General features: G+C 76.3%; 7 protein-coding genes. 6 read left to right on the top strand and 1 reads right to left on the bottom strand.

The features are described from left to right. The first annotated feature begins 306 nt into the window (after window positions 1-306). From OG767_RS11345 to OG767_RS11320, 6 genes are read left to right on the top strand one after another with little or no spacing between them, the layout of a single operon-like run. On the top strand, window positions 307-12363 hold the full coding sequence (locus OG767_RS11345; RefSeq protein WP_405093365.1) for an amino acid adenylation domain-containing protein: 12057 nt from the start codon (window positions 307-309) through the stop codon (window positions 12361-12363). Further along, complete coding sequence (locus OG767_RS11340; RefSeq protein ID WP_405093364.1) at window positions 12360-15572, top strand: amino acid adenylation domain-containing protein; 3213 nt, start codon at window positions 12360-12362, stop codon at window positions 15570-15572. Before OG767_RS11345 ends, OG767_RS11340 begins: the two co-directional genes overlap by 4 nt. A 53-nt stretch (window positions 15573-15625) precedes the next feature. Beyond that, a complete protein-coding gene (locus OG767_RS11335; protein ID WP_405094193.1) occupies window positions 15626-16621 on the top strand; it encodes a TauD/TfdA family dioxygenase in 996 nt (331 codons plus the stop codon). Beyond that, a complete protein-coding gene (locus OG767_RS11330) occupies window positions 16618-17640 on the top strand; it encodes a TauD/TfdA family dioxygenase (RefSeq protein WP_405093363.1) in 1023 nt (340 codons plus the stop codon). The genes OG767_RS11335 and OG767_RS11330 overlap by 4 nt, the downstream gene beginning before the upstream one ends. Continuing rightward, window positions 17637-22901 carry an amino acid adenylation domain-containing protein gene (locus OG767_RS11325; RefSeq protein WP_405093362.1) on the top strand — a complete coding sequence of 1755 codons (5265 nt, stop codon included), beginning with the start codon at window positions 17637-17639 and terminating at the stop codon, window positions 22899-22901. Before OG767_RS11330 ends, OG767_RS11325 begins: the two co-directional genes overlap by 4 nt. Continuing rightward, window positions 22898-24070: a trans-sulfuration enzyme family protein gene (locus OG767_RS11320; protein ID WP_405093361.1), complete on the top strand. Its 1173-nt coding sequence runs from the start codon at window positions 22898-22900 to the stop codon at window positions 24068-24070. Before OG767_RS11325 ends, OG767_RS11320 begins: the two co-directional genes overlap by 4 nt. A 4-nt stretch (window positions 24071-24074) precedes the next feature. Here OG767_RS11320 and OG767_RS11315 read toward each other — a convergent pair whose 3' ends face one another. Continuing rightward, a complete protein-coding gene (locus OG767_RS11315; RefSeq protein ID WP_405093360.1) occupies window positions 24075-25538 on the bottom strand; it encodes a cryptochrome/photolyase family protein in 1464 nt (487 codons plus the stop codon). Between the last annotated feature and the right edge of the window lie 20 nt (window positions 25539-25558).

Raw genomic sequence — 25558 nt, 5'->3', positions numbered from 1 at the left:
AGCTCCCGATGACCGATACGAGCGACATCACCCCGGAGACCGGCCCGGAGTGCGCGCCGAGCCGGCGCAATCACATTTCTTACCGCCCTTCAGGAACTGGCCGAACGTGCAGCGCTCGACACCGAAAGCACCGACCGGCGGCACGATTCGGGGATCGGCGGACAAAGATCGCCGGTGACATGATGAGCCCGGTTCCCCATCGAGGAATCCTGATCTTCCATCATCCCGGCCGGACGGTCCGGCGCGGCGACCGCCCGCGTCCGGATGCGGTCCACTCGACGGCCGGCAGCGACGAAGGCGGAGGCGATGACCGACGTCCTGCGGCCCCGGCGAACGGTTCCCGCCCCACCGGCGAGAGACAGCTCCGACCGTCCCGCGCCGGCGACCGCCGCGCAGCGCCAGATGTGGCAGTTGGACCGCCTCGACCCGGACTCGGCCGGCTACCTGGTGCCGCTGGCCTACCGGCTGCACGGCCCGCTCGACGTGGCGGCGCTGTCCATGACGCTCGACGACCTGGTGGCCCGCCACGCCGCGCTGCGGACCACGCTCGCGCCCGAGCCGCCCCGCGCCGCCTCGGGCGCCGGAGTCCCGGAGCCGGGCGGCGACGGCACGGACACCCGGCTCGTCCAGGTGGTCCACGAACCGCGCCCGGGACTGCTGCGCGTGCACGACCTCAGCGGACTGCCGAGCTGGCAGCGGGACCGGGAGGTGGACGCCCGACTGCGCGCGGCCGCCCGGGACCCGCTCGACCTGGCCCACGGGCCGGTCCTCCGGGCCGATCTGGTGCGCTGCGCGCCGGAGGAGCACGTGCTCCTGCTGACGTTCCACCACGTCGCCGTCGACGAGTGGTCGCTGGGCCTGCTGCACGAGGAGTGGGAACGGCTCTACGCGGCCCACCGGGCCGGGCGACCGGCCGCGCTCGACCCGGTCGAGGGCGACTGCCGCGACCACGCCCGCCGGCAGCGGGAGTGGCTCGCCGGCGCGGAGGCGTCCGCCCAGCTCGACTACTGGCGGGAGCAGCTCGCGGGCGCGCCCGCCGCGCTGGACCTGCCCACCCGGGGCCCCCGGCCGGCGGTTCCGTCCAGGGCCGGCGCCACGCTGTCGGTGCCGCTGGACGTGCCCACCGGGGACCTGGCCGCGTACTGCCGGCGGGCGCGGGTGTCGCCGTACATGGTGCTGCTGGCGGTGCTGCACGTGCTGCTGGCCCGGTGGACCGGCGCGCGGGACGTCGTGGTCGGCACACCGGTGTCCGGCCGCCGCGGCCCGGAGACGCGGCAGCTCGTCGGCCTGCTGCTCAACACCGTCGCGATCCGGGCCCGACTGGACGACGACCCGTCCTTCGGCACGCTGCTGGAGCGGGTGCGCGTCGCCGTCCTCGACGCGCTGAGCCGGGAGGAACTGCCCTTCTCGACGGTGCTGGAGACGCTGCGCCCGGCCCGCCGGGCCGGCTTCAGCCCGCTGTTCCAGGTGATGTTCGTGTACGGCCGGGAGACCGCCCCGCCCTGCCTGGAGGGTCTCCAGGTGAGCACCGTCGAGGTGCCGGTCGAGACCGCCAAGTTCGACCTCACGGTGGCCGTCCGGGAGGACGACAGGGGTCTGCGGACCGTGCTGGAGTACCGCACCGACCTGTTCGACGCCGACCTGATGACCCGCCTCGCCGGCCACTTCCGGACGCTGCTGGCGGCGCTGCTGACCGACCCGGACACGCCGGTCGGCTCGGCCGCGATGCTGACCCCCGCCGAGCACCGGCGGCTGGTCGGCGAGTGGAACCGGACCGCCACGCCGGCCGAGCCGGACGAGCTGGTGCACGCGTTGATCGAGGAGCAGTCCCGGCGTACCCCCGACGGGGTGGCGGTGACCGACGGCGACGCCGCGCTGAGCTACCGGGAGCTGCACGCGCGGGCCGAGGCGCTGGCGGAGACGCTGCGCGCGCGGGGCGTCGGTGTCGGTGGCCTGGTCGGCGTGCTGCTGCCCCGCGCGGTCGAATTCACCGTGGCGGTGCTGGCGGTGCTCCGGGCCGGCGCGGCCTACGTGCCGATGGACCCGGCGAACCCGCCCGCCCGGCTGCGGCACCTGATGGACGACACCGCCGCGTCGGTGGTGCTCACCTGCGCCGACCTGGCGCACCTGGTGCCCGGCGACGCGGCGCTGCTGGTGCCGGGGCCGGACGCGCCGGTGCCCGGGGCCGGGGCGGAGCGCGTCGGCGGTGGACCCCGGCGTCGGCCGCGCCGCCGGCCCGTGCCGACCGGTGACGACCTGGCGTACGTCATCCACACGTCCGGCTCGACCGGCCGACCGAAGGGCGTGATGGTCACCCACCGGGGGGTGGCCAACTACGTGCGCTGGGCCGCCCAGGCATACCGGCTGCGCCCCGGCGACGTGGTCCCGCTGCACTCCTCGGTCGGGTTCGACCTGACCGTGACCAGCCTGCTGGTGCCGCTGGCCGCCGGCGCCACGGTCCGGATGATCGGCGAGCACCTCGGCCCGGCCGCGCTGGGCGAGGCGCTGCGCGACACCAGCACGCCGTTCGGCCTGGTCAAGATCACACCCGCCCAGCTCGAACTGGTCACCCACCAGCTCCGCCCGGACGAGCTGGCCGGTCGCACCCGGTGCTTCGTCATCGGCGGCGAGAACCTGCGGGCCGACCAGGTCGCGCCGTGGCGGACCCACGCGCCAGGGACCGCGCTGGTCAACGAGTACGGGCCGACCGAGACAGTGGTCGGCTGCGCCGCGTACGAGGTGGCGCCGGACACGCCGGCCGACGGCTCGGTGCCGATCGGCCGGCCGATCGCGAACACCGCGCTGTACGTGCTCGACGGCTGGGGCAACCCGGCGCCGGTGGGCGTGGTCGGCGAGCTGTACGTCGGCGGGGCCGGGGTGGCCCGCGGCTACCTGGGCCAGCCCGACCGCACCACCGGGCGGTTCCTGCCCGATCCGTTCTCCGGGGTGCCCGGCGCGCGCCTCTACCGCACCGGCGACCTGGCCCGCCGCCGCCCGGACGGCGTCCTGGAATACCTGGGCCGCACCGACCGGCAGGTCAAGGTGCGCGGCTACCGGGTGGAGTGCGGCGAGATCGAGGCCGCGGTCCGGCGACACCGGCCGGCCGCCGACGTCACCGTCCACCTGCGCCACGACGACCCGACCGACCCGCGGCTGGTCGCGTACCTGGCCGGCGACGCCGGAGACCCGGCGGAGCTGCGCGCCGCGCTCGCCGCCGAACTGCCGTCCTGGCTGGTGCCGGCCGCGTTCGTACGGCTGGACGCGCTGCCGCTGACCGGCAACGGCAAGGTGGACGCCGACGCGCTGCCCGCGCCCGGCCCGACCGACGTCCCGGCCGCCCGTCGCGCCACCGCACCGGGCACGCCGACCGGTCCCGCCGCCCCGGGCGGCGCCGACAGCGCCGCCCCGCCCGGCCTGGGGGCCGCCGCGCCGGCCGGCCCGACGACCGCGACGGCGGGCTCGCCGGACCGGTGGGATGCCGACCGGGTACGCCTGGAGCGGCTGGTCGCCGACGTGTGGCGCGAGGTGCTGGGCGTCGAGCAGGTCGGCACCCGGGACAGCTTCTTCGACCTGGGCGGCCACTCGATGCGGCTGCTGGCCGTGCTGGACCGGCTGCGTGCCCGGCTCGGTGACGTGCTGACCGCCACCGACCTGTTCCGCCACCCCACCGTGGAGTCGCTGGCCGCGTACCTGGTCACGGTCACCACGACCGGCGTGACGCCGCAGGCCCCGCCGGTGCGCGCGGCGACCGCGTCCGCCGCCCCGGCGGACGGGCCGATCGCGGTGGTGGGCATGGCCGGCCGGTTCCCGGGCGCCCGGACCGTCGAGGAGTTCTGGGCGAACATCCGCGACGGGGTGGAGTCGGTCCAGGAGTTCACCGTCGAGGAGATGCTCGCCGACGGCGCGGACCCGGCCCGGATCGACGACCCGGCGTACGTCCGGACCGGCACCTTCCTGCCCGGCGTCGACGAGTTCGACGCGGCGTTCTTCGGCTTCACCCCGCGGGAGGCGGAGACGCTGGACCCGCAGCACCGGCTGCTGCTGGAGTGCGCCTGGCACGCGCTGGAGCACGCCGGCCACGACCCGTCCCGCCACCCGGGCCGGGTCGGCCTGTTCGCCGGCTCCGGCCGCAGCTCCTACCTGCTCGACCACCTCAGCGGCCACCCGGAGCTGACCGGCGGGCTCAGCGAGCACCAGCTCTCGCTCGGCAACGACAAGGACTTCCTACTCAGCCGCGTCGCGTACCAGCTCGACCTGACCGGGCCGGCGGTCACCGTGGCCACCGCCTGCTCCACGTCGCTGGTGGCCGTGCACCTGGGCCGGCAGAGCCTGCTGGCCGGCGAGTCCGACGTGGTGCTGGCCGGCGGCGTGAGTGTCTTCCCGGCCCAGCGGCGCGGCTACCTCTGGCACGACGGCGGCATCTACTCCCCCGACGGGCACTGCCGCCCGTTCAGCGCCGACGCGCGCGGCAGCATCGAGTCCAGCGGCGTGGGCGTCGTCGTGCTGAAGCGGCTGGCCGACGCCGTCGCCGCCGGCGACACGGTCTACGCGGTGATCCGCGGCTCGGCGATCAACAACGACGGGGCCCGCCGCACCGGCTACACCGCGCCGGGCGTCGCCGGCCAGGTCGAGGTGATCAGCCGCGCGCTGGCCACGGCCGGCGTGCACCCCCGCTCGGTGGGCTACGTGGAGGCGCACGGCACCGGCACCAGCCTGGGCGACCCGATCGAGGTGGCCGCGCTGACCGAGGCGTTCCGGCGCGGCACCGACGAGCGCGGCTTCTGCGCGCTCGGCTCGGTCAAGGCCAACATCGGGCACACCGACGCGGCGGCCGGGGTGGCCGGTCTGATCAAGACCGTGCTGGCCCTGTGGACGCGGACGTTGCCGCCGGCCGTCAACGTGGACCGGCCGCACCCGGCGATCGACGTCGAGACCGGCCCGTTCCGCTTCGAGCCTGCCGCCCGGCCGTGGGTCGCCGAGGGTCCGCGCCGGGCCGGGGTCAGCTCGTTCGGCATGGGTGGCACGAACGCGCACGTGGTGCTGGAGGAGCCGCCGGCGCCGCCCGGCCCGGCGGCCCCGCCCGCGCCGGGGCCGCGCCTGCTGACGCTGTCCGCGCGCACCCCGGCCGCGCTGGAGACCGCCACCCGACAGCTCCGCGACCACCTCGACGCCCATCCCGGGGTGCGGCTCGCGGACGTCGCGGCGACGCTGGGCCGCCGGGGGGCGCTGACCCACCGCCGGTACGTGGTGGCGGCGGACCGGGCCGACGCGGTGTCCGCCCTGGACACGCCGGCCCGCCGGTTCACCGGAGCCCGTCCGGAGGGCCGGCGGACGCTGGTGTTCGCCTTCCCCGGGCACGGCGCCCAGCACGTGGCGATGGGCGCGGGGCTCTACCGGGCCGAGCCGACCTACCGGGCCGAGGTGGACGCGTGCGCCGAACTGCTCGGCGACGACCTCGGCCGGGACCTGCGCGCCGTGCTCGACCCGCCGCCCGGCGGGCACCCGGCTGCGGAGGAGCTGCTGGCCCGCCCGGAGCTGGTGCAGCCCGCGCTGTTCGTCACCGAGTACGCGCTGGCCCGCACGCTGCTGGCCCGGGGCGTCACCCCGGACCTGATGGTCGGGCACAGCCTCGGCGAGTACGTGGCCGCCTGCCTGGCCGGCGTCTTCCCGCTCGCCGACGCGCTGCGCCTGGTGCGGATACGCGGCGAGCTGGTGGCGCGTACGCCGGCCGGGGCAATGCTCGCGGTGGGCCGGCCCGAGGCTACGGTGACCGGCCTGCTCGACGAGGGACTCTCGCTGGCCGCGGTGAACGCCCCGGAGCTGTGCGTGGTCTCCGGCGACCCGGCGGCGGTCGGGCGGCTGCGCGAGCGGCTGACCTCGGAGGGCGTGGACTGCCGCCCGCTGCGGGTGACACGTGGCTACCACTCGGCGCTGCTCGACCCGGTGCTTGACGAGTTCGCCGCGCACGCCGCCCGGGTCGCGTACGCCGAACCGCAGCGCCCCTACCTCAGCAACCTGACCGGCGGGCGGGTCACCCCCGGGCTGGTCACCGATCCGGCGTACTGGGTGAGGCACCTGCGCGAGCCGGTCCGGTTCGCCGAATCGGCCGCGTTCCTCGCCGAGCAGGACGCGGTCGTGGTCGAGGTGGGCCCCGGGCACGCGCTCGGTGGCCTGGCCCGGCTGGCCGGACTGCCGCCGACCCGGGCGGTCGCGGCGATGCGGCATCCCCGCGCCGAGTCCGACGACGTGGCGACGCTGCTCGACGCGGTGGGGCGGCTCTGGCTGGCCGGCGTGCCGGTCGACACGGACCGCTTCCACGGCACCGGCACCCGGCGGGTGCCGCTGCCCGGCTACCCGTTCGAGCGGCACCGCTACTGGATCGCCCCCGCCTCCCGCACCCCCACCGACGCCGGAGCCTGTTTCACGGAAAGAGTGGCTATTCCGGGCGCCATGGCCACTCTTTCCGTGCATCAGCGCGCGGAGGAGACGGGCAACCGGCCGGCGCTGAGCAGCGCGTTCGTGGCGCCGGAGGGGGCGGGGCAGGAAGCGGTGGCGGCGGTCTGGAGCGAGCTGCTCGGCATCGCGCCGATCGGCGCGTTCGACGACTTCTTCGAGTTGGGCGGGCACTCGCTGCTCGCCACCCAGGTGGTGGTGCGGCTGCGCGCCCGCCTCGGCGTGGCGGTGCCGCTGGAGACCGTCTTCGCCCGGCCGACCGTCGCGGCGCTCGCGGCGGCACTGCCGGCGACCGTGGCCGCCGTGCCGACGACGCCGCCCGTGGCGGTCCCGGTCGACGCCGCGACCGCCGCCGACGACGAGCCGACCGCTGTCGCGCCGGCGACGCCGCCTGTGGCGGGCCCACCCGACCCGAGCGTCGCGTCCGACGCCGGGGGGCGGATTCCCCGGGCCGAGCCGGACGCCGGCCCGGCGCCGCTCTCCTCCGGCCAACACCGGCTGTGGTTCCTGGACCAGGCGTACGCGCAGAACGCCTACACGGTCGGCACCACGCTGCTGCTCGACGGCGTGCTCGACCTGGACGCGCTGCGGACCGCGCTGGCCGGGCTGGTGCGCCGGCACGAGGCGCTGCGGACCGTGTTCCCGCTCGGGCCGGACGGCGACCCGGTGCAGCGGGTGCTCCCGGCCGGGCCGGTGGACCTGCCGGTCCGGACCGCGCCGACCGACCCGGACCCGGCGGCGCCGGTGAGCATCGTCGAGCCCGCGGTGGCCGCCGCGGTGCCCGGCTGGGTGCACGCCGCTCTCGCCGCCGACGTGCGGCGACCGTTCGACCTGGCCACCGGGCCGCTGTTCCGGGCCGTGCTGCTGCGCGTCGCCGACGACCGGCACGTGCTGTCGCTGACCATGCACCACGCCGTCTCCGACGGCTGGTCGCTCGGCGTGGTGGCCCACGAGGTGGCCACCCGCTACGCCGCCGCCCGCGCCGGCGGCGGCGACCCGCTGCCCGAACTGGCCGTCCAGTACGGCGACTACGCGCGCTGGCAGCGTGGCCGGCTGGCCGATCCGGACCACCCGGACCTGCGGTACTGGCGGCGGCAGCTCGCCGGCGCGGCCACCGTCCTGGACCTGCCCACCGACCGGCCGCGTCCGCCGGTGCAGACGTTCGACGGCGCGGTCCGCACGCTGGTGCTTCCCCCGTCGACCGCCGACGCGCTGCGCCGGTTCAGCCAGCGGCACGGCGTCACGCTGGCGATGACGTTGCTGGCCGCGTGGCAGACGCTGCTGTGGCGCTGGACCGGCCAGCGCGACGTCTGCGTCGGCACGCCGGTGGCCGGCCGGGTCCGGGCCGAGCTGGAGCCGATGGTCGGCTTCTTCGTCAACATGCTGCCGATGCGGACCGTGCTGGACGGCGACTGGACGTTCGCCGAGCTGCTCGGGCGGGTCCGCCGCACCGCGCTGGGCGCGTACGACCACCAGGAGGTGCCGTTCGAGCGGCTGGTGGACCTGGTCGACGCGCCCCGCGACCTGAGCCGCAACCCGCTGTTCCAGGTGATGTTCAACCTGCTCAACGTGCCCGAGCAGCGGGACGTGGCGGCGGCCGGGGTGCGGATGACACCGTTCGCGGTCGAGCCGGGCATCGCCCAGCAGGACCTGGCGCTGTACGCGTACGAGGTGAGCGAGGGGCTGCGGTTCCGGCTGGAGTACAACACCGCGCTGTTCGACCCGACGACCGCCGACCGGATGGTCGGGCACCTGGAGACACTGCTCGCCGCCGCGGGCGCCGACCCGGGCACCCGGCTGGCAGCGCTGCCGCTGCTCACCGCCGCCGAGCGCGACCGGTTCGCCGAGTGGAACGACACCGCCGCGCCGGCCGGCTGGGACACCCCGCCCGACCGGGTGCCGACGCTGGTCGACCTGTTCGCGCGTCAGGTGGCGACCGGGCCCGACCGGCCGGCCGTGACGTTCGGCGGCGCCACGCTCGACTACGCCACGGTGGACGCCCGCGCCAACCGGCTCGCGCACCGGCTGCGCCGGGCCGGTGTCGGGCCGGACGTGCCGGTCGCGGTCTGCCTGCCCCGCTCGGCCGAGCTGCCGGTCGCGTTGCTCGGCGTGCTCAAGGCCGGCGGCGCGTACGTGCCGGTGGACCCGGAGTACCCGGTGGAGCGACAGCGGTACGTGCTGACGCACAGCGGCGCCGCGGTGCTGGTCACCGAGCCGGCCCTGGCCGACCGGCTCGACTTCGCCGGCACGGTGGTGACCGGCGCGGACCCGGCCGGGGAGCCGGACACCGCCGTCCCGTCGTCGGCCGGGCCGGACCACCTGGCGTACCTGATCTACACGTCCGGCTCGACCGGCCGGCCCAAGGGCGTCCGGGTGAGCCACCGCGCGGTGGTCAACACGCTGGCCACCATGCGCGAGCGGCCTGGTCTGACCCGCGACGGCACCATGCTGGCGATGGCGAGCTTCGCGTTCGACATGTCCGTGCCGGAGCTGTTCCTGCCGCTGGTGGTCGGCGCGCGGATGCTGCTGGTGGACCGCGACGTCGCGTACGACGCGCCCCGGTTGGCGGCGCTGCTCGCCGTCGAGCGAGTCACGCTGGCCCAGGGCACGCCGACGACCTGGCGGCTGCTGATCGAGTCGGGCTGGACCGGCACGCCGGGGCTGACCGCGGTCTGCGGCGGCGAGGCGGTGCCCGCGCCGCTGGCCCGGCAGTTGGCCGAGCGGGTGGAGGCGCTGTGGAACCTGTACGGCCCGACCGAGGCCGCGGTCTGGGCCACCATGGACCGGATCACCCCGGACGAGACCCGGCCCACCATCGGCCGCCCGATCGCCAACATGCGGGTCCACGTGCTCGACCCGGGGCTCGATCCGGCCCCGGTCGGCGTGCCGGGTGAGATCTTCCTCGGCGGGCCGGGGCTGGCCCGGGACTACCATGCCGATCCGGCGCTGACCGCCGCGCGGTTCGTGCCGGACCCGGCCGGCGGCGGGCGGCTGTACCGCACCGGCGATCTGGGCCGCCGGTTGGCCGACGGCCGGATCGAGTTCCTCGGCCGGGGCGACTCGCAGGTGAAGGTGCGCGGGTTCCGGATCGAGCTGGGCGAGATCGAGGCGGTGCTGCGCCGGCACGACGCGGTCCGCGACGCCGCCGTGGTGGTCCGCGAGGACGCGGGCGAGAAGGCCGTGGTGGCGTACCTGACGCTCACCGACGGGCCGGAGCCGGACGCCGGGCGGGACGTGACGGCCGACTTCGCCGCCGACCCGGCGCCGTGGCGGGCGTACGCGCGCACCTGGCTGCCGGACTACATGGTGCCGTCGGCGTTCGTACCGCTGGACCGGATGCCGCTCAACGCCAACGGCAAGGTCGACCGGGCGGCGCTGCCCGCGCCCCGCCGTGACCGTGCCGCGGCCGGCGCCGGTGAGCCGGACACGCCGCTGCGCGCGGCGCTGGCGCGGCGCTGGGCCGAGGTGCTCGGCTACGACCGGGTCGGCATCGACGACGACTTCTTCGACCTGGGCGGCGACTCGTTCCGGGCGATCAAGGCGCTGGCCGGCAGCGACCCGGCGATCAGCGTGCTCGACCTGTTCCGGCACCCGACCATCCGGGCGCTGACCGAGCACCTGACCGCCACCGGCGGTTCGGCCGGGAAGCTGCTGCACGAGCTGACCCCGGCCCGGCCGGGCACCCCGAACACGCTGACGCTGCTCTGCGTGCCGTTCGGCGGCGGCTCCGCGATCACGTTCCAGCCGCTGGCGGACGCCCTGCCGGCCGGCGTGTCGCTGTACGCGCTGGAGCGCCCCGGCCACGACCTGAACCGCCCGGACGAGCCGATGCTCGACCTGGACGAGCTGGTGGACCGCTGCGTGGCCGAGGCGGTCGAGCAGATCACCGGCTCGGTCGCGGTGTACGGGCACTGCGTCGGCGGCGCGGAGGCGGTGGAGCTGGCCCGCCGGCTGGAGGCGGCCGGCGTCGAGGTGACCGGCGTGGTGATCGGCGCGCACTTCCCCGCGCCCCGGCTGCCCGGCCGGGTGTTCGGCTGGCTGCGCCGGTGGTTCCCGGTGGAGCGCTGGGCGTCGAAGCGGCGGACGCTGGAGTCGCTGCGCGCGATGGGCTTCTTCACCGAGGTCTTCGACGAGTCCGAGAAGGACTTCGTGATGCGCGTGGTGCTGGCGGACTCGGCCCGGGGCGAGGACTACTACACCGATGTCTACGCCACCGGACTGCCCCGGAAGCTGTCCGCGCCGCTGGTCTGCGTGGTGGGCAGCGGCGACCGGGCCACCGAGCTGTACCAGGAGCGCTACCTGGAGTGGGAGTTCTTCGCCGACCGGGTGTCGCTGGCGGTGATCGACGGGGCCGGGCACTACTTCGCCAAGCACCAACCGGCCGAGCTGGCCGCGATCATCCTGGCGCACTGCGCCCCCGTGCCGGACCGGTCCGCCGCCGCGCCCGCGGAAGCCGACCGGCCCACCGGCGTACCCGTCGAGGCGCGGCCGGTCGGGGCGGCCCGGAGCGCGCCCCGGACCGCACCCGCGGCGGACGTCCCGGCGCGGCGGCCGGCGACGCCCAGCCTGGCGGTGTTCTACCTGGTCGCGATCGGCCAGCTCGTCTCGCTGATCGGCAGCGGGCTGACCGCGTTCGGCATGGGGCTCTGGGTCTACCAGCGCACCGGATCGGTCTCGCTGTTCGCCACCGCCACCGTGCTGGCGCTGCTGCCGGCCGTGGTGCTCTCCCCGATCGCCGGCGCGCTCGCCGACAGGTGGGACCGCCGACGGATCATGGTGCTCGCCGACTGCCTGGCCGCCACCGGCACGGTGAGCCTGGCGCTGCTGCTCTGGCTCGGCCAGCTCCACCTCTGGCACATCCTCACCGCGATCACCGTCACCGCCGTGGCCACCGCATTCCAGCAACCCGCCTACCAGGCGGCGGTCACCCAGCTCGTGCCGAAGCGTTACTACGGCCGGGCCAACGGCATCGTCGCGCTCGGCACCGCCACCAGCACCGTGCTGGCCCCGCTGGTCGGCGGCGCGCTGGTGCTCGCCGTCGGGCTGCGCGGCGTCGTGGTGATCGACCTGGTCACGTTCGCGGTGGCGGTGACCGTCACGCTGTCGGTCCGCTTCCCGGACACGCTCTTCGTGCGCCGGGAGGAGCCGTTCCGCCGCGAGGTGCTGGGTGGCTGGCGGTTCATCGTCCGCCGGCACGGGCTGGTCGCCCTGGTCGTGCTGGTGGCGTCGCTGAACTACTTCTTCGCCATGGTCGAGGTGCTGGTCACGCCGCTCACGCTCTCCTTCGGCGACCCGGCGGTGCTGGGCCGGGTGCTGGCCGCCAGCGGCGTCGGCATGGTGGTCGGGTCGGTGCTGATGGGTGTCTGGGGCGGCACCGCTCGGCGGACCACCGGCATCCTGGCCAGCGTCGTGTTGCTCGGCGTCTCGCTGCTCACCGTCGGGCTGCGGCCGGACCCGCTGTTCCCGGCGCTCGGTCTGTTCGGCATGGGCCTGGCCACCGCGCTGGTGAACACGCACTGGCTGGCCATCGTGCAGGCCAAGGTGGGCCTGGAGTTGCAGGGCCGGGTGCTGGCCATGGCACAGATGCTGTCCTGGCTGATGGTGCCGGCCGGGTTCCTCAGCGCCGGGCCGCTCGCCGAACACGTGCTCGCCCCGCTGGCCCGGCCGGACGGTCCGCTCGCCGGGCTGGTCGGCACCGGGCCGGGCCGGGGCATGGCGCTGGCCGCGATCCTGGCCGGGCTCTGCGCGTTGGCGCTGGCCGCCGCCGGCATCGCGTACCGACGGATCCGGCGGCTGGAGGACGAACTGCCGGACAACGACCCGGGCCGCGTGGTGCTCGCCGACAAGGACCGCATCCAGGAGGAGGCGGACCGCCGGCTCGCGGCGGCGATCGGGGGTGGTGGCCGGTGAGCGCGCCCGCCCGACCCGGCCCGACCCGCCGCGGCGCCGCCCGGCGTACCGGCGGCACCGCGGCCACGGTGGACTGCCTGCACCGGATGGTCGCCGCGCAGGCCGCCCGCACCCCGGACGCGGAGGCGGTCCGGCACGGCGACGCCACGCTCTCCTACCGCGACCTCGACCAGGCGGCGAACCGGCTGTCGCGGGTGCTGCTCGCCGCTGGTGTGGCACGCGCCGACCGGGTCGGCGTCTGCCTTCCGCGTACGCCGGAACTGGTGGTCGCGCTGCTCGCCGTGCTCAAGGCCGGCGCCGCCTACGTGCCGCTGGACCCGGCGTACCCGGCGGCCCGGGTGGCGTTCATGACCGCCGACTCGGGGGCCCGGCTGGTGCTGACCCGCGCCGACCTGGCCGGCCGGTTCGCCGGCCCGACCGTGCTGACCGACCGGCTCGACCCGGCGGCGGACGGCACCGACCCGGCGACCCCGGTGACGCCGGCCGACCTGGCGTACGTGATCTACACGTCCGGCTCCACCGGACGGCCCAAGGGCGTGGCGATCGAGCACCGCTCCGCGTCGGTGCTGCTGCACTGGGTCCGGCAGACGTTCGACGACACCGAGCTGGGCGGCATGCTCGCCGCCACCTCGGTCTGCTTCGACCTGTCCGTGTTCGAGATCTTCGGGCCGCTGGCCTGGGGCGGGCGGGTGCTGCTTGTCGACGACGTGCTGGCGCTGGCCGCGCCCGGCGCGGACCGGCTGCCGGTGACGCTCGTCAACACCGTGCCGGCGGCGATGGGCGAACTGCTCACCGCCGGCGCGCTGCCGCCTGGCGTCCGCACGGTCTGCCTGGCCGGTGAGCCGCTCACCGCCGCGCTGACCGCCCGGGTGTGGGCCCGCCCGCACGTGCGCCGGCTGTGCAACCTGTACGGCCCGTCCGAGGACACCACGTACTCGACCTGGGCCGAGGTGCCGCGCGACGACGGCGACCCGCCGATCGGCCGGCCGCTGCCGGGCACCCGGGCGTACGTGCTCGACCCGGACGGCCGACCGGTGCCGCCCGGCGAGACCGGCGAGTTGTACCTGGCCGGCGCCGGGCTGGCCCGCGGCTACCTGGATCGGCCGGCGGAGACAGAGGCCCGGTTCCGGCCGGACCCGTTCCGCCCCGGCGAGCGGATGTACCGCACCGGCGACCGGGTGCGGCTGCGTCCGGACGGGCAACTGGCCTACCTGGGGCGGCTGGACGACCAAGTGAAGCTGCGCGGCTACCGGATCGAGCTGGGCGAGGTGGCCGCCCGGCTCGCCGCGCTGCCCGGCGTACGCGAGGCGACCGCCGCCGTCCGGCCCGGTCCGAGCGGTGACCCGCTGCTGGTCGGCTACCTCGTCGGCGAGCGGCGCGACGACGTGCGGGCCCGGCTGGCCGAGGTGCTGCCGGCGCCGCTGGTGCCGGCGGCCGTGCTCTGGCTGGACCGGCTGCCCACGCTGCCCAACGGCAAGGTGGACCGGTCCGCGCTGCCCACGCCGACGTTCGGCTCCGCCGCCGACACCGGTGCGCTCGGCCCGACCGGTGCGCTGGTCGCGACGGTCTGGGGGGAACTGCTCGGCGTGCCGGTGACCGGCCCGGACGACGACTTCCTCGCGCTCGGCGGCGACTCGCTGCTGGCGGTCCGCTGCGCCACCCGGCTGACCGCCGCCACCGGCCGCCGGGTCCACCCCGGCGACCTGTTCGCCCATCCGACAGTCGCCGCGCTGGCCGCCCGGATCGACGTGCCCGCCGATCCGGACGGCACGCCGGTGGACCCCGGGTGGCGCGGCGGGGACGTCACCGGCCCGCCGACGACCACCGGGCCGGCCGGTGACGGGGACGCGGCCGGTGAGCCGGCGGGCGGGCCCGCACCGCTGTCCGCGGCGCAGCGGCGGTTCTGGTTCCTGCACCGGCTCGACCCGGCCGACACGTCCTACCTGCTGGCGTTCGCGATCCGGTTCGCCGCGCCGCTGGACCCGGACCGGCTGACCCGGGCGCTGCACCGGGTCGTCGAGCGGCATCCCGCGCTGCGCACCGTCCTGCCCGCCGGGCCGGACGGACCGGTGCAGGTGGTACGCCCGGACGCCCGGCCGGACCTCGTGGTCGCACCGGCCGACCCGGGCGCACCGCTCGACGCCCGGCTGGCCCGGCTCGCCGCCGAGGGCACGCGCGCCCCGATGGACCTGGCCACCGGGCCGCTGCTGCGCGCGTACCTGCTGCCCGACGGCGACGGTCGCGCCGAGGCGCTGCTGCTGGTCGTGCACCACGCGGTCGCCGACGACTGGTCGTTCGGGGTGCTGGTCCGGGACCTGACGGCGGCCTACGACGACCCGGACGCGCCGCCCGGCGAGCCGGTGCCCGGCCCGGCCGTCCTCGCCGCCGCGCAACGCGCCTGGCTGGCCGGGCCGGCCGGCCGCCGCGCGACCGACGAGCTGCTGGCCGACCTGCGCGGCGCCCCCACCCTGCTGGAGGTAAGGACGGGCCCCCGCTTAACGCCTCCGGTAGAGCAGGGGGCCCCGGTTAACGCCCGCCCCGGGGCCGCGCTGCGGACCACCGTGGACCCGGCGACCGCCATGGCGGTGCGGGACCTGGCCCGCGCCCACCGGGCCAGCCTGCACATGGTCGGGCTGGCCGGGTTCGCGGCGCTGCTCGGCGCCGCCACCGGCCGGGACGACCTGCTGGTCGGCGTGGCTTTCGCCGGCCGCACCAGCGTCGCCGCCGAGCGCAGCGTCGGCTGCCACGTGAACACGCTACCGCTGCGGCTGCGCCCGGCCCCGGACCGGACGTTCGCCGAACTGCTGGCCGAGGCACGGCGGGTCACGCTGTTCGCCGCCGCCCGCCAGGACGTCCCGTTCGACCTGCTGGTGGAGCGGCTCAACCCGGCCCGTCGACCGGGCCGCAACCCGCTCGTCCAGGTCGCGTTCGGGGTGCAGAACGCGCCGCCGGCCCGGCACCGCAGCGCCGTCGGCGGCGAGTTCACCGGCGTGGAGTTGACCCCGGACGCGGCCCGTCTCGACCTGACGCTCTGGCTGGACGACCGGCGGGACGCGCTGGACGCGCTCTGGACCTACCGCACCGACCTGCTTGACCACGACGGAGTGATGACGTGGCACCGCCGCCTCACCGCGCTGCTGCGTACCGCCGCCGCCGACCCCCGGCGCAGTCTGGCCGACTGCGCCGACACCGCTGGGAGTGAGAGATGACCGATCAGATCCGGGTCGCGCGGCCCGTCCCCCGCCGCGGCCGGGAACGGAACATGGTGGACGTACGGACCGACTGGCCGGACGGCCCGTTGCCGGCGCTGGTGCACGCCAACGTGCCCGACGTCGACCTGGCCGGCTGGCTGGCCGGGCACCGCGACGAGGTGGACGGGCTGGCCCGTCGCGCCGGCGCGGTGCTGTTCCGCGGCTTCGCGGTGGCCGGCGCGGACGACTTCCGCACCGTGATGGCGGCGCTCTCCGACGACGTGCTGGCGTACGGCGAACGGTCCTCGCCGCGCAGCCGGGTCACCGAGGGCGTCTACACCTCCACCGAGCACCCCGCCGACCAGCCGATCGTGCTGCACAACGAGCAGTCCTACACGGTGACCTGGCCGCTGCGCATCGTGTTCCACTGCGAGGTGGCCCCGGCCGCCGGTGGGCGTACGCCGCTGGCGGACAGCCGCCGGGTGCTGGCCCGGCTGCGCCCGGAGACGGTCGCGGAGTTCGAGGAGCGCGGCGTGCTCTACCGGCGCAACTACCTGCCCGGCATCAGCCTGCCCTGGCAGATTGCGTTCCAGACCGACTCCCGTGCCGAGGTCGAGGCGTACTGCGCGCGGGCGCTGATCGACGTGGAGTGGGTGGGCGACACGCAACTGCGGACCCGGCAGGTGCGCCCGGCGGTCCGGCGGCACCCGGTCACCGGGGAACGCACCTGGTTCAACCACGCGTTGTTCTTCCACGTCACGTCGCTGCCGACGGACGTGAGCGCCGGGTTGCGGGCCGCGCTGGCCGAGGAGGACCTGCCCTACCAGACCGCGTACGGGGACGGCACGCCCATCCCGGACGGGGTGCTGGCCGAGCTGCGCGCCGCGTACGCGGCGGAGACCCGCTCGTTCGACTGGCGGGTCGGTGACGTGCTGCTGGTGGAGAACATGCTGGCCGCGCACGCGCGGGAGCCGTTCACCCCGCCCCGGCGGATCCTCACCGCGATGGCCGACCCGGTCGCCGCGCCCGAACTGATCGACGAGCGCACCGAGGACGGTGCGTCATGAGCGCCCCCGGTCCCCGCCGCCGCGCCGCCGGTGGCACCGTCACCGCGCCGGTGACCCGCCGCACCACGCTCGGCGCGGACGGCTTCGTGCTGCTGGTCGAGGCCGCCGTGCCGGACCTCGACCTGGCCGGCTGGCTCGCCGGGCGACGGGCCGAGCTGCTGGCCGACCTGGACCGGCACGCCGCGGTGTTCTTCCGCGGCTTCGACGTGCGCAGCGCCGAAGACTTCGGCCGGGCCGCCCGGGCGGTGGGTCCGGAGCTGCTCGGCTACCTGGAGCGGGCCGCGCCCCGGCACGAGGTGGCCGACCGGGTGTTCACCTCCACCGAGTTCAACGCGGCCCAGTGGATCCCGCTGCACCACGAGATGTCGTACTCGCACAACTGGCCGACGCACCTGTTCTTCCACTGCGCGCAGCCGGCCACCGGGGACGGCGGCGCGACGCCGCTGGCCGCCGAACGGGTGATCACCCCGCTGATCCCGGCCGAGGTGCGGGAGCGGTTCGGCCGGGACGGCGTGCGCTACGTGCGCAACTACGGCCCGCACCTGGACCTGCCGTGGCAGGAGGCGTTCCAGACCACCGACCGGGCGGAGGTGGAGGCGTACTGCGCCGCGTCGGCGACGGAGTTCACCTGGCTGGGCGACGACGGGCTGCGGACCGTGGCGCGGCGGCAGGCGACGGCCACCCATCCGCGGACCGGGGAGACGGTGTGGTTCAACCACGCCCACCTGTTCCACGTGTCGAACATGCCGCCCGAGGTGGCCGACGCGCTGCTGCGCGAGTACGGCCCGGAGGGGCTGCCTCGCAACGCGTACCACGGCGACGGTGAGCCGATCCCCGACGAGGTGGTCACCGGCATCCGTGAGCTGTACCGGCAGCACGCCCTCTCCGTGCCGTGGCGGCGCGGCGACGTGCTGGTGGTGGACAACTTCCTGGCCACCCACGGCCGGGAGCCCTTCACCGGCGACCGGCAGATCCTGGTCGCCATGTCCGACCTCTACGTCAACCGGAGTGTGTGGTGAACGGATACCGTCTGTCCCCGGTCCAGCGACTGGCCTGGTCCGGCAAGCAGGATCTGGTGCGGGCCCGGGTCCGGCTCGACCGGCCGCTCGACCGGGCCCGGTTGCAGGCCGCCGTCGACGAGGTGGTGGCCCGGCACGAGGCGCTGCGGTTGACGCTCGTGCACCACCCCGGGCTGCGGGTGCCGTTGCAGGACGTGGACGACGACCGGACCGTCCCGGTCGGCGCGCAGGGCGAGCTGTCGGTCACGCTCACCGACGACGCGTTGGAGCTGGCCGCCACCCCGCTGATCGCCGACCCGGCCAGCCTGCGCCTGCTCCTCACCGACCTGGCCCAGGCGTACGCCGGCGACCTGCCGCCGGCCGACCCGGAGGCGTTGCAGTTCCTCGACGTCACCGAGTGGCAGGTCGAGGAGCGCGACCAGGCGCCCGCGCCCGCCCCGGGCGCACCGGCCGCACGGCTGGTCGAGCCGCACGGCGACGACCCGGACGCGACGGTCACCACCGCGTTGCCGGCCGCCGAGCTGGCCGCGACGGCCCGCGCCGCCGACGGCGACGTCGGGACGCTGCTGCTCGCCGCGTGGGCGCTCGCGGTGGCCCGGCGGGCCGAGGCGCCGGACGGGGCCGAGGAGACGGATCTGGTGCTGGCCCGCTGGCACGACGGCCGGCAGGCCGAGGGCACCGGCGGCGTGGTCGGCCCGCTGGGCGGCTACGGGCCGCTGCGGCTGGCGTTGCCGCTGCCGACCGACCCGGCCGAACTGCTGACCACGGTACGCGCCGCCGAGGTCATCGCCGACGAGACGTTCCACCTGGTCGACCCGGTCGACGACAGCACCGGCGCGGTGGCCGGCTTCGCGGTCCAGCCGACCGTCGCGCCGGCCGGTGTCACCGCGCTCGGCGGGACGGCGGTGGAGGTGCCGGTCCCGCCCCCGCCCGCCGGGCCGCGACTCACCGTGCTTCCCGGGGACGAGGACGTCACGCTGCGGGTGACCGGCGGGCAGTGGCTGCTCGACTCGCTGGTGGCGGTGCTGCGCAGCCTGCCGGCCGCGCTGGCCGGGGACGCTCCGCTGGCCGTGCTCGGCGCCGGGGAGGCCGGCTGGCTGGCCGGGGCCGGTGGCACGGCGGGGACCGCGCCGACGCGTACCCTCGTCGACCTGCTCGACGCCGGGCTGGCCGGGATGGCCGCCGACGCCCCGGCGGTGGTGGCCGCCGACGGCGCGTACCCGGCCGGGGAACTGGACGCGCGGGCCGCGCGGCTGGCCGCGGCGCTGGCGGCGCGCGGCCTGGCCGGCCGGCCGGTGGGCGTGCTGGCACTCCGCTCCCGGGAGACCGTGGTGGCGTTCCTCGGCGTGCTGCGGGCCGGCGCGGTGTTCGTGCCGCTCGACCCGGACGCCCCGGTGCCGCGCCTGGCCGCGCAGCTCGCGGCGGTCGGCGCGGAGTGCGTGGTCGGCGACCGGGGCCCGGCGACCGTGTCGGTGGCCGAGCTGGTCGCGGGCGGCGGCCCGCCGCCCGCGACCGCGCCGGCCCCGGCCGATCCGGCGTACGTCATCTTCACCTCCGGCTCCACCGGCACGCCCCGGCCGGTCCGGGTGTCGCACGCCGCCGCCGCGCACCTGACCGGTGCGCTGGAGTCCACCGTGTACGCGGACCGCGCGCCGGGCCTGCGGGTGGCGGTCAACGCGCCGCTGACGTTCGACGCCTCGGTGAAGCAGCTCGTGCAGCTCGCCCACGGCCGTGCCCTGTTCCTGGTGCCGGACGACGTGCGCCGCGACGGCGCCGCGCTCGCCGCCACGCTGGCCGAGCAGCGGGTGGACGTGCTCGACCTGACCCCCGCCCAGCTCCGCATCCTACTCGCCGGCGCGGGCGACACCCGGCTGCCCGGCCTGCTGCTGCTCGGCGGCGAGGCGGTGCCCGAGGACCTGTGGGCCGAGGTGGCGGCGCGGCCGGGCGTTCGCGCGGTCAACCTGTACGGCCCGACCGAGTGCACGGTGGACACCACGGCGGCGGAGATCCGCGCCGGGGACCCGCCGACGATCGGCCGGCCGCTGCCCGGCGTGGCGGTGCGGGTGCTGGACGAGCGGCTGCGTCCGGTGCCGCCGGGGGTGGCCGGGGAGCTGTGCGTCGTCGGTCCGCAGCTCGCCGACGGCTACCTCGGTGACGCGTCGGCGACCGCCCGCCGGTTCGTGGAGCTGCCGCTGCCCGACGGCGGCGTCGAGCGGGTCTACCGCACCGGCGACCGGGTGCGCTTCGACGCCGACCGGCGGCTGCGCTACCTGGGCCGGCTCGACGACCAGGTGAAGATCCACGGTTTCCGGGTGGAGCCGGGCGAGGTGGCCGCCGTGCTGCGCGGCCATCCGGAGGTGGCCGACGCCGCGGTGGTCGCCCGCGACGACGACGGGTACGGCGACCGGCTGGTCGCCTACGTCCGGCCACGGGCCGGCGTCGCGCTCGACCTCGACCGGGTCGCCGGCATCAACCCGCATGAGACCCGCTACCTGTACGACGAGATCTTCGTGCAGCGGGTCTACCTGCGGGACGGGATCGTGCTGCGGCCCGGCGCGACGGTGCTCGACGTGGGCGCCAACATCGGCATGTTCTCGCTCTTCGTGCACCAGGTCTGCCCGGACGCGACGATCCACGCGTTCGAGCCGGTGCCGGCCGTGGCCGAGGTCCTGAGCCGCAACGTCGACGGGTTCGGCGTGCCGGCCACCGTGCACGCGTACGGGCTGTCGCGGGCGGCCGGCGAGGTCTCGTTCACCTACTACCCGGGCTACTCGATGATGTCCGGTCACGCCGCGTACGCCGACCCGGACGCCGAGGTCGGGGTGATCAAGCGGTACCTGGCCAACGAGCGCGACGCCGGAGCGGGTGAGCGGGACCTGCTGCTCGACCGCGCGGACGAGCTGCTCGCCGAGCGCTTCGCCGGCCGGGAGCTGACCGTGCCGGTCCGGCCGCTCTCGGCGGTGCTGGACGAGCTGGCGCCGGAGCGGATCGACCTGTTGAAGATCGACGTGCAGCGCGCCGAGGCGGACGTGCTGGCCGGGCTGGACGACCGGCACTGGCCGCTTGTCGCGCAGGTCGCCATGGAGGTGCACGACGCGCCGGGCACGGCGACCGCCGGCCGGCTGGCCGGGCTGGTGGCGCTGCTGGAGGCGCGGGGCTTCACCGTGGTCACCCGCCAGGACGACCTGCTGACCGGCACCGACCGGCACACGCTGCACGCGGTCCGCCCCGGGTACGCCGCCGCCGGGGGCGCGGTGGTGGACGCCGCGCCCGCCGCGGGGCGCGTCGCGCCGCCTCGGGAGTGGCTCGCGGAGCGACTTCCGGCGCACCTGGTGCCGGCCGCGGTGGTGGTCCTCGACGAGCTGCCGTTGACCCGCAACGGCAAGCTGGACCGGGCCGCGCTGCCCGCGCCCCGGCTGGACCGACCGGCCGGCGACCCGGCGGAGACGCCAGCCAACCGCGCCGAGGAGATCCTGGTCGAGGCGTGGCGCGAGGTGCTCGGGGTGGCGTCGTTCGGCGTCACGGACAGCTTCTTCGCGCTCGGCGGCGACTCCATCCGCAGCATCCAGATGCAGGTCGCGGCGCAGAAGCGCGGGCTGTCGTTCCAGCTCAACGACATCTTCACGCACCAGACGATCCGGGACCTCGTCGCGCACGGCCGGATCACGCTGGACGGGGTCGCGCCCGAGCCGGCCGCCCACGACGGCCGCTACACGCTTGTCACCGCCGCCGACCGGGACCGGCTGCCGGACGGGCTGGCCGACGCGTACCCGATGACCGCGCTCCAGCTCGGCATGGTCTACCACGGTGAGCTGACCGGCGACCCGGCCGTCTATCACAACGTCACCGCGCACCGGGTCGCCGCGCCGCTGGACGTGGCGGCGCTGCGCCGGGCGCTGGCCGCGCTGGTGGACGCCCACCCGGTGCTGCGGACCGGCTTCGCGCTCGGCACGTACGCCGAACCGTTGCAGCTCGTGCACGCGCGGGTGCCCGTCGAGCTGCCGGTGACGGACCTGACCGGGGTGGACGCACCGGCCCGGCAGGCCCGGGTCGACGCGCTGGTCGCCGAGGAGCGCCGCCGCCCGTTCGACTGGGCCCGGCCGCCGCTTCTGCGGCTGCACGCGGTCCGCACCGGCGCCGACGGGTTCACGCTGCTGGTCGCCGAGCACCACAGCGTCCTGGACGGCTGGAGCCTGCACCTGTTCCTGACCGACCTGCTCGACGCGTACGACCGGGAGCGGGCCGGCGTGACCGCCGCCGCCGATCCGGGGCTGCCGTTCCGGGAGTACGTGGCCGCCGAGCGGGCAGCCCTGGCCGACGCGGCGACCCGACGGTTCTGGTTGGACGGCGCCGGTGCCGCGCCGCCGCTGCTGCTCGGCGGCGCGCAGCCGCGCACCACGACCACCCAGCGGGTGCCGCTGCGGGCCGGCGCCACCGAACGGGTCACCGAGGTCGCCCGGGTGGCCGGGGTGCCGGTCAAGTCCTGGCTGTTCGCCGTGCACCTGCGCCTGATCGGCGAGCTGGCCGGCCGGGACGACGTGGTCAGCGGCCTGGTGGTCGGCGGCCGGCCGGAGGGCGAGGGCAGCGCCGCCACGCTCGGACTGTTCCTCAACACGCTGCCGGTGCGCCTGGCGCTGGGCACCCGGTCGGTGGCCGAGCTGGCCGCCGAGGCGTGGCGGGCCGAACGGGACCTGATGGGGCACCACCGCTTCCCGCTCGCCGAGATCGTCCGGGCCGGCGGCGCGGGGCCGCGCTTCGACCACTTCTTCAACTGGACGCACTTCCCGCCGCGGCCGGTCGACGCCGGCAGTCGCGTCGTGGACAGCCGGGGCGTCACCGTGGACGTGGCGTTCAGTCTCGCCGTCGACGCCGAACTGGCCGACGGGCGGCTCGGGCTGATGGTGCAGTACGACCACCGGCACGTCCCGGCCGATCGGGTGGACGCGCTGGCCGACGGCTTCCGCCGGCTGCTGGCCGCCGACCCGGACGCGCCGCTGCCACCGGTGGCCGGGGGCACGCCGGCGCCCGGCGGCGACGCCCGGCAGGAGTGGGCCGACCGGGTGGCGGTGGCCTGGCAGGAGGTGCTCGGCACCGCGCCACGCGACCCGGCGACCGGCTTCCTGGCCGCCGGTGGCGACTCGCTGCGCGCGCTGCGGCTGGTCACTCTGCTGCGGCAGCGCCACGGCAGCGACCTGACGTTGCCGGAGTTCACCGCGCTGGGCAGCTACCGGGCGCTGGTGGAACGGGTGGCGCGCGGATGACCGGCTTCGGCACCGCCGCGGTACACGGCGACGACGGCCTGGTTCCCGGCGGGGCGGTCGCGCCGCCGATCGTGCAGAGCGCCACGTTCAGCGCCGAGTCCGACGAGCGGTTCACCGAGATCGCCACCGAGACGCGGGGCAGCGCGTTCTACACCCGCTACGGCAACCCGAACCACGCGCAGGTGGCCGCCGTGGTGGCCGAGCTGGAGGGCGCGGAGACCGGGCTGGTCACCGCGTCCGGGATGGGCGCGATCAGCACGGTCGCGCTGGCCCTGCTCGCCACCGGCGACCACGTGGTGGTGCAACGCAGCACCTACGGCGGCACCACCTCGCTGGCCACCGGGCTGCTGCCGCGCTTCGGCGTCGCGTACACCCAGGTGGACCAGACCGACGCGGACGCGTTCGTCCGGGCGCTGCGGCCGGAGACGCGGTTGGTGCTGGTGGAGACGCCGAGCAACCCGCTGTTGGAGCTGACCGACCTGGCCGCCGTGGTGGCGTCCGCGCACGCGGCCGGCGCGCTGGTGGTGGTGGACAACACGTTCGCCACGCCGGTCAACCAGCGTCCGCTGGCCGCCGGCGCGGACCTGGTCTGGCACAGCGCCACGAAGTTCCTCGGCGGGCACTCCGACGTGTCCGCCGGGGTGGTGGTCGGCGGCGCGGACCTGGTCGAGCGGGTGTGGCGGACGGCGATCGTCACCGGCGCCACGCTCGGCCCGGTCGACGCCTGGCTGCTGCTGCGCGGCCTGCGGACGCTGCCGCTGCGGGTGCAGCGGCACAACGCCAACGCGCTCGCGCTGGCCGAGGCGCTGGCGGGTCATCCGGCGGTGGCCCGGGTCCGCTACCCGGGGCTGCCCTCGCATCCGCAGCACGCGCTGGCCCGCCGGCAGATGACCGGTTTCGGCGGCGTGCTCGGCGTCGAGCTGGCCGCCGGCCGGGCCGGGGCGGCGGCGCTGCTGGCCGGGCTGCGGTTGGCGAAGCGGGCGGCCAGCCTCGGCAGCGTCAGCACCCTGGTGGTGCACCCGCGTTCGATGTGGGCCGGCATCGTGGACGCCGAGCAGCTCGCCGCCGCCGGGATCGCGGACGGTCTGGTACGCGTCTCCACCGGTATCGAGGACACCGCCGACCTGGTGGCCGACTTCCTGGAGGCGCTCGACGGGGTGCCGGCCTGACGGCTCAGGGCGCTTCGTCGGCGCGCTTCTCCTCCTGGGCCAGCACCGCGTCGCGCCGCTGCGGGTCGGTGCGCGCGGCCAGGTCGGCGGCGAGCCGCGGGTCACCGGCGAGCCGTTCCCGGTTGCGGTGCAGGAACGCCTCGAACCCACCGGTGTACGGGCACGCGTCGTCGCCGAGCACCTGCTTCGGCTCGTACCGGCAGCCGCCGCAGTGGTCGCCGATGCGGTCCAGGTGACCACCGTCGAACGCCCACGGCCTGGTGTCGATGCGGGCCAGGTCGGCGTACTGGCTCATGCCGATGACGGTGGCGTTCATGACCCAGTCGGTGCCGTCGACGAAGCTGCGCCGGAACCAGTCGGCCAGCTCGGCGGCACGCCAGCCGCGTTGCAGGCCGTAGTTGGCGAGCACGGTCAGCCGCGCGGTCTGGTGCGCCCAGCCGGTGTCCCGGACGCCGGCCAGCACGTCGGCCAGGCAGCGGGCCTCCACCGCGTCCGCGTCGAGCCGGTCGAACCACTCCGGCAACGGCCGGGTGGCGGCGAGCCAGTCGGCGCCCCGGAAGCGCGGATCGAAGTACCAGTAGAGCTGCCACAGGAACTCCCGCCAGCCGAACAGGCCGCGCACGAAGCGGTGCACCGCCGCCGCCGGCGCGGTCCCGGCGCGGCCGGCGCGCTCGGCGGCACGGATCGCCGGTTCCGGGTCGAGCAGGCCGAGGTTGAACGAGGACGACAGCACGCTGTGCGCGAGCAGCCCGTCGGCGTCGCTGAGCACGCCCTCGCTGTCGGCGTACGCGGACAGCCGGTGGTCGAGGAAGTGCGCGAGCCGGGCCTGCGCCTCGGCGTGCGTGGCCGGGTAGCGGCGCGGTGCGTCCCGGCCGACGAAGCGGATCCCCTCGGCCTGCCAACGGTCGAGGTCCCGGCGCACCGCCGCGTCGATGTCGTCCTCGACGATCGGCGGCGGTGGCGGCACGTCGGTCGGCGGCCGGCGACGGGACCGGCCGGCCGGGGCGGGCAGGTCCCGCAGCACGTCGTGCCGGTCCCGCGCGTACCGGTAGAAGTCGGCCATCCGCAGCCGGCCTCGCCGGGTGTCGGCCCAGGCCGCGAAGTCGGCGCGGTCGGTCACGAAGCCGCGCGGCGGCAGCACGGCCAACCCGTCGACGGTACGCGCGAACGCGAGCGCCGCCCGCGACGACGGGTGCACCACCTCGGCCGGTTCACCCAGGTCGGTGAGGGCCGTCCGGAACGTGTCGGCGCGTACCAGCCGGGCCCGGTCGCCGAGTTCGGCGGCCCGGTGCCGCAGCGCCGACAGGATCAGGTGCGCCTTCTGCCGGTGCACCGGGCGGGCGGCGAACAGGGTTCGGCTCTCCACCAGCAGGACGCGTTGCGCGTCGTCGTCGAGGAAGTGGGGACCGAGCTGGTCCGCCAGGAGCCAACGCCAGCGTGCCATCTCCCGCTGTTGCCCCTTTCGCACCGGACGGAATCCTGTGTGGA

This window comes from Micromonospora sp. NBC_01392, from assembly GCF_045040125.1.
Classification (GTDB): Bacteria; Actinomycetota; Actinomycetes; order Mycobacteriales; family Micromonosporaceae; genus Micromonospora.
This window is presented reverse-complemented; position numbering and strand designations above follow the sequence as displayed.

Bases quoted from the DNA above. Each gene is read 5' to 3' on its own strand.
- OG767_RS11330 (WP_405093363.1), top strand. From the start codon at position 16,618: ATGAGCGCCCCCGGTCCCCGCCGCCGCGCCGCCGGTGGCACCGTCACC.
- OG767_RS11320 (WP_405093361.1), top strand. From the start codon at position 22,898: ATGACCGGCTTCGGCACCGCCGCGGTACACGGCGACGACGGCCTGGTT.
- OG767_RS11345 (WP_405093365.1), top strand. From the start codon at position 307: ATGACCGACGTCCTGCGGCCCCGGCGAACGGTTCCCGCCCCACCGGCG.
- OG767_RS11335 (WP_405094193.1), top strand. From the start codon at position 15,626: ATGGTGGACGTACGGACCGACTGGCCGGACGGCCCGTTGCCGGCGCTG.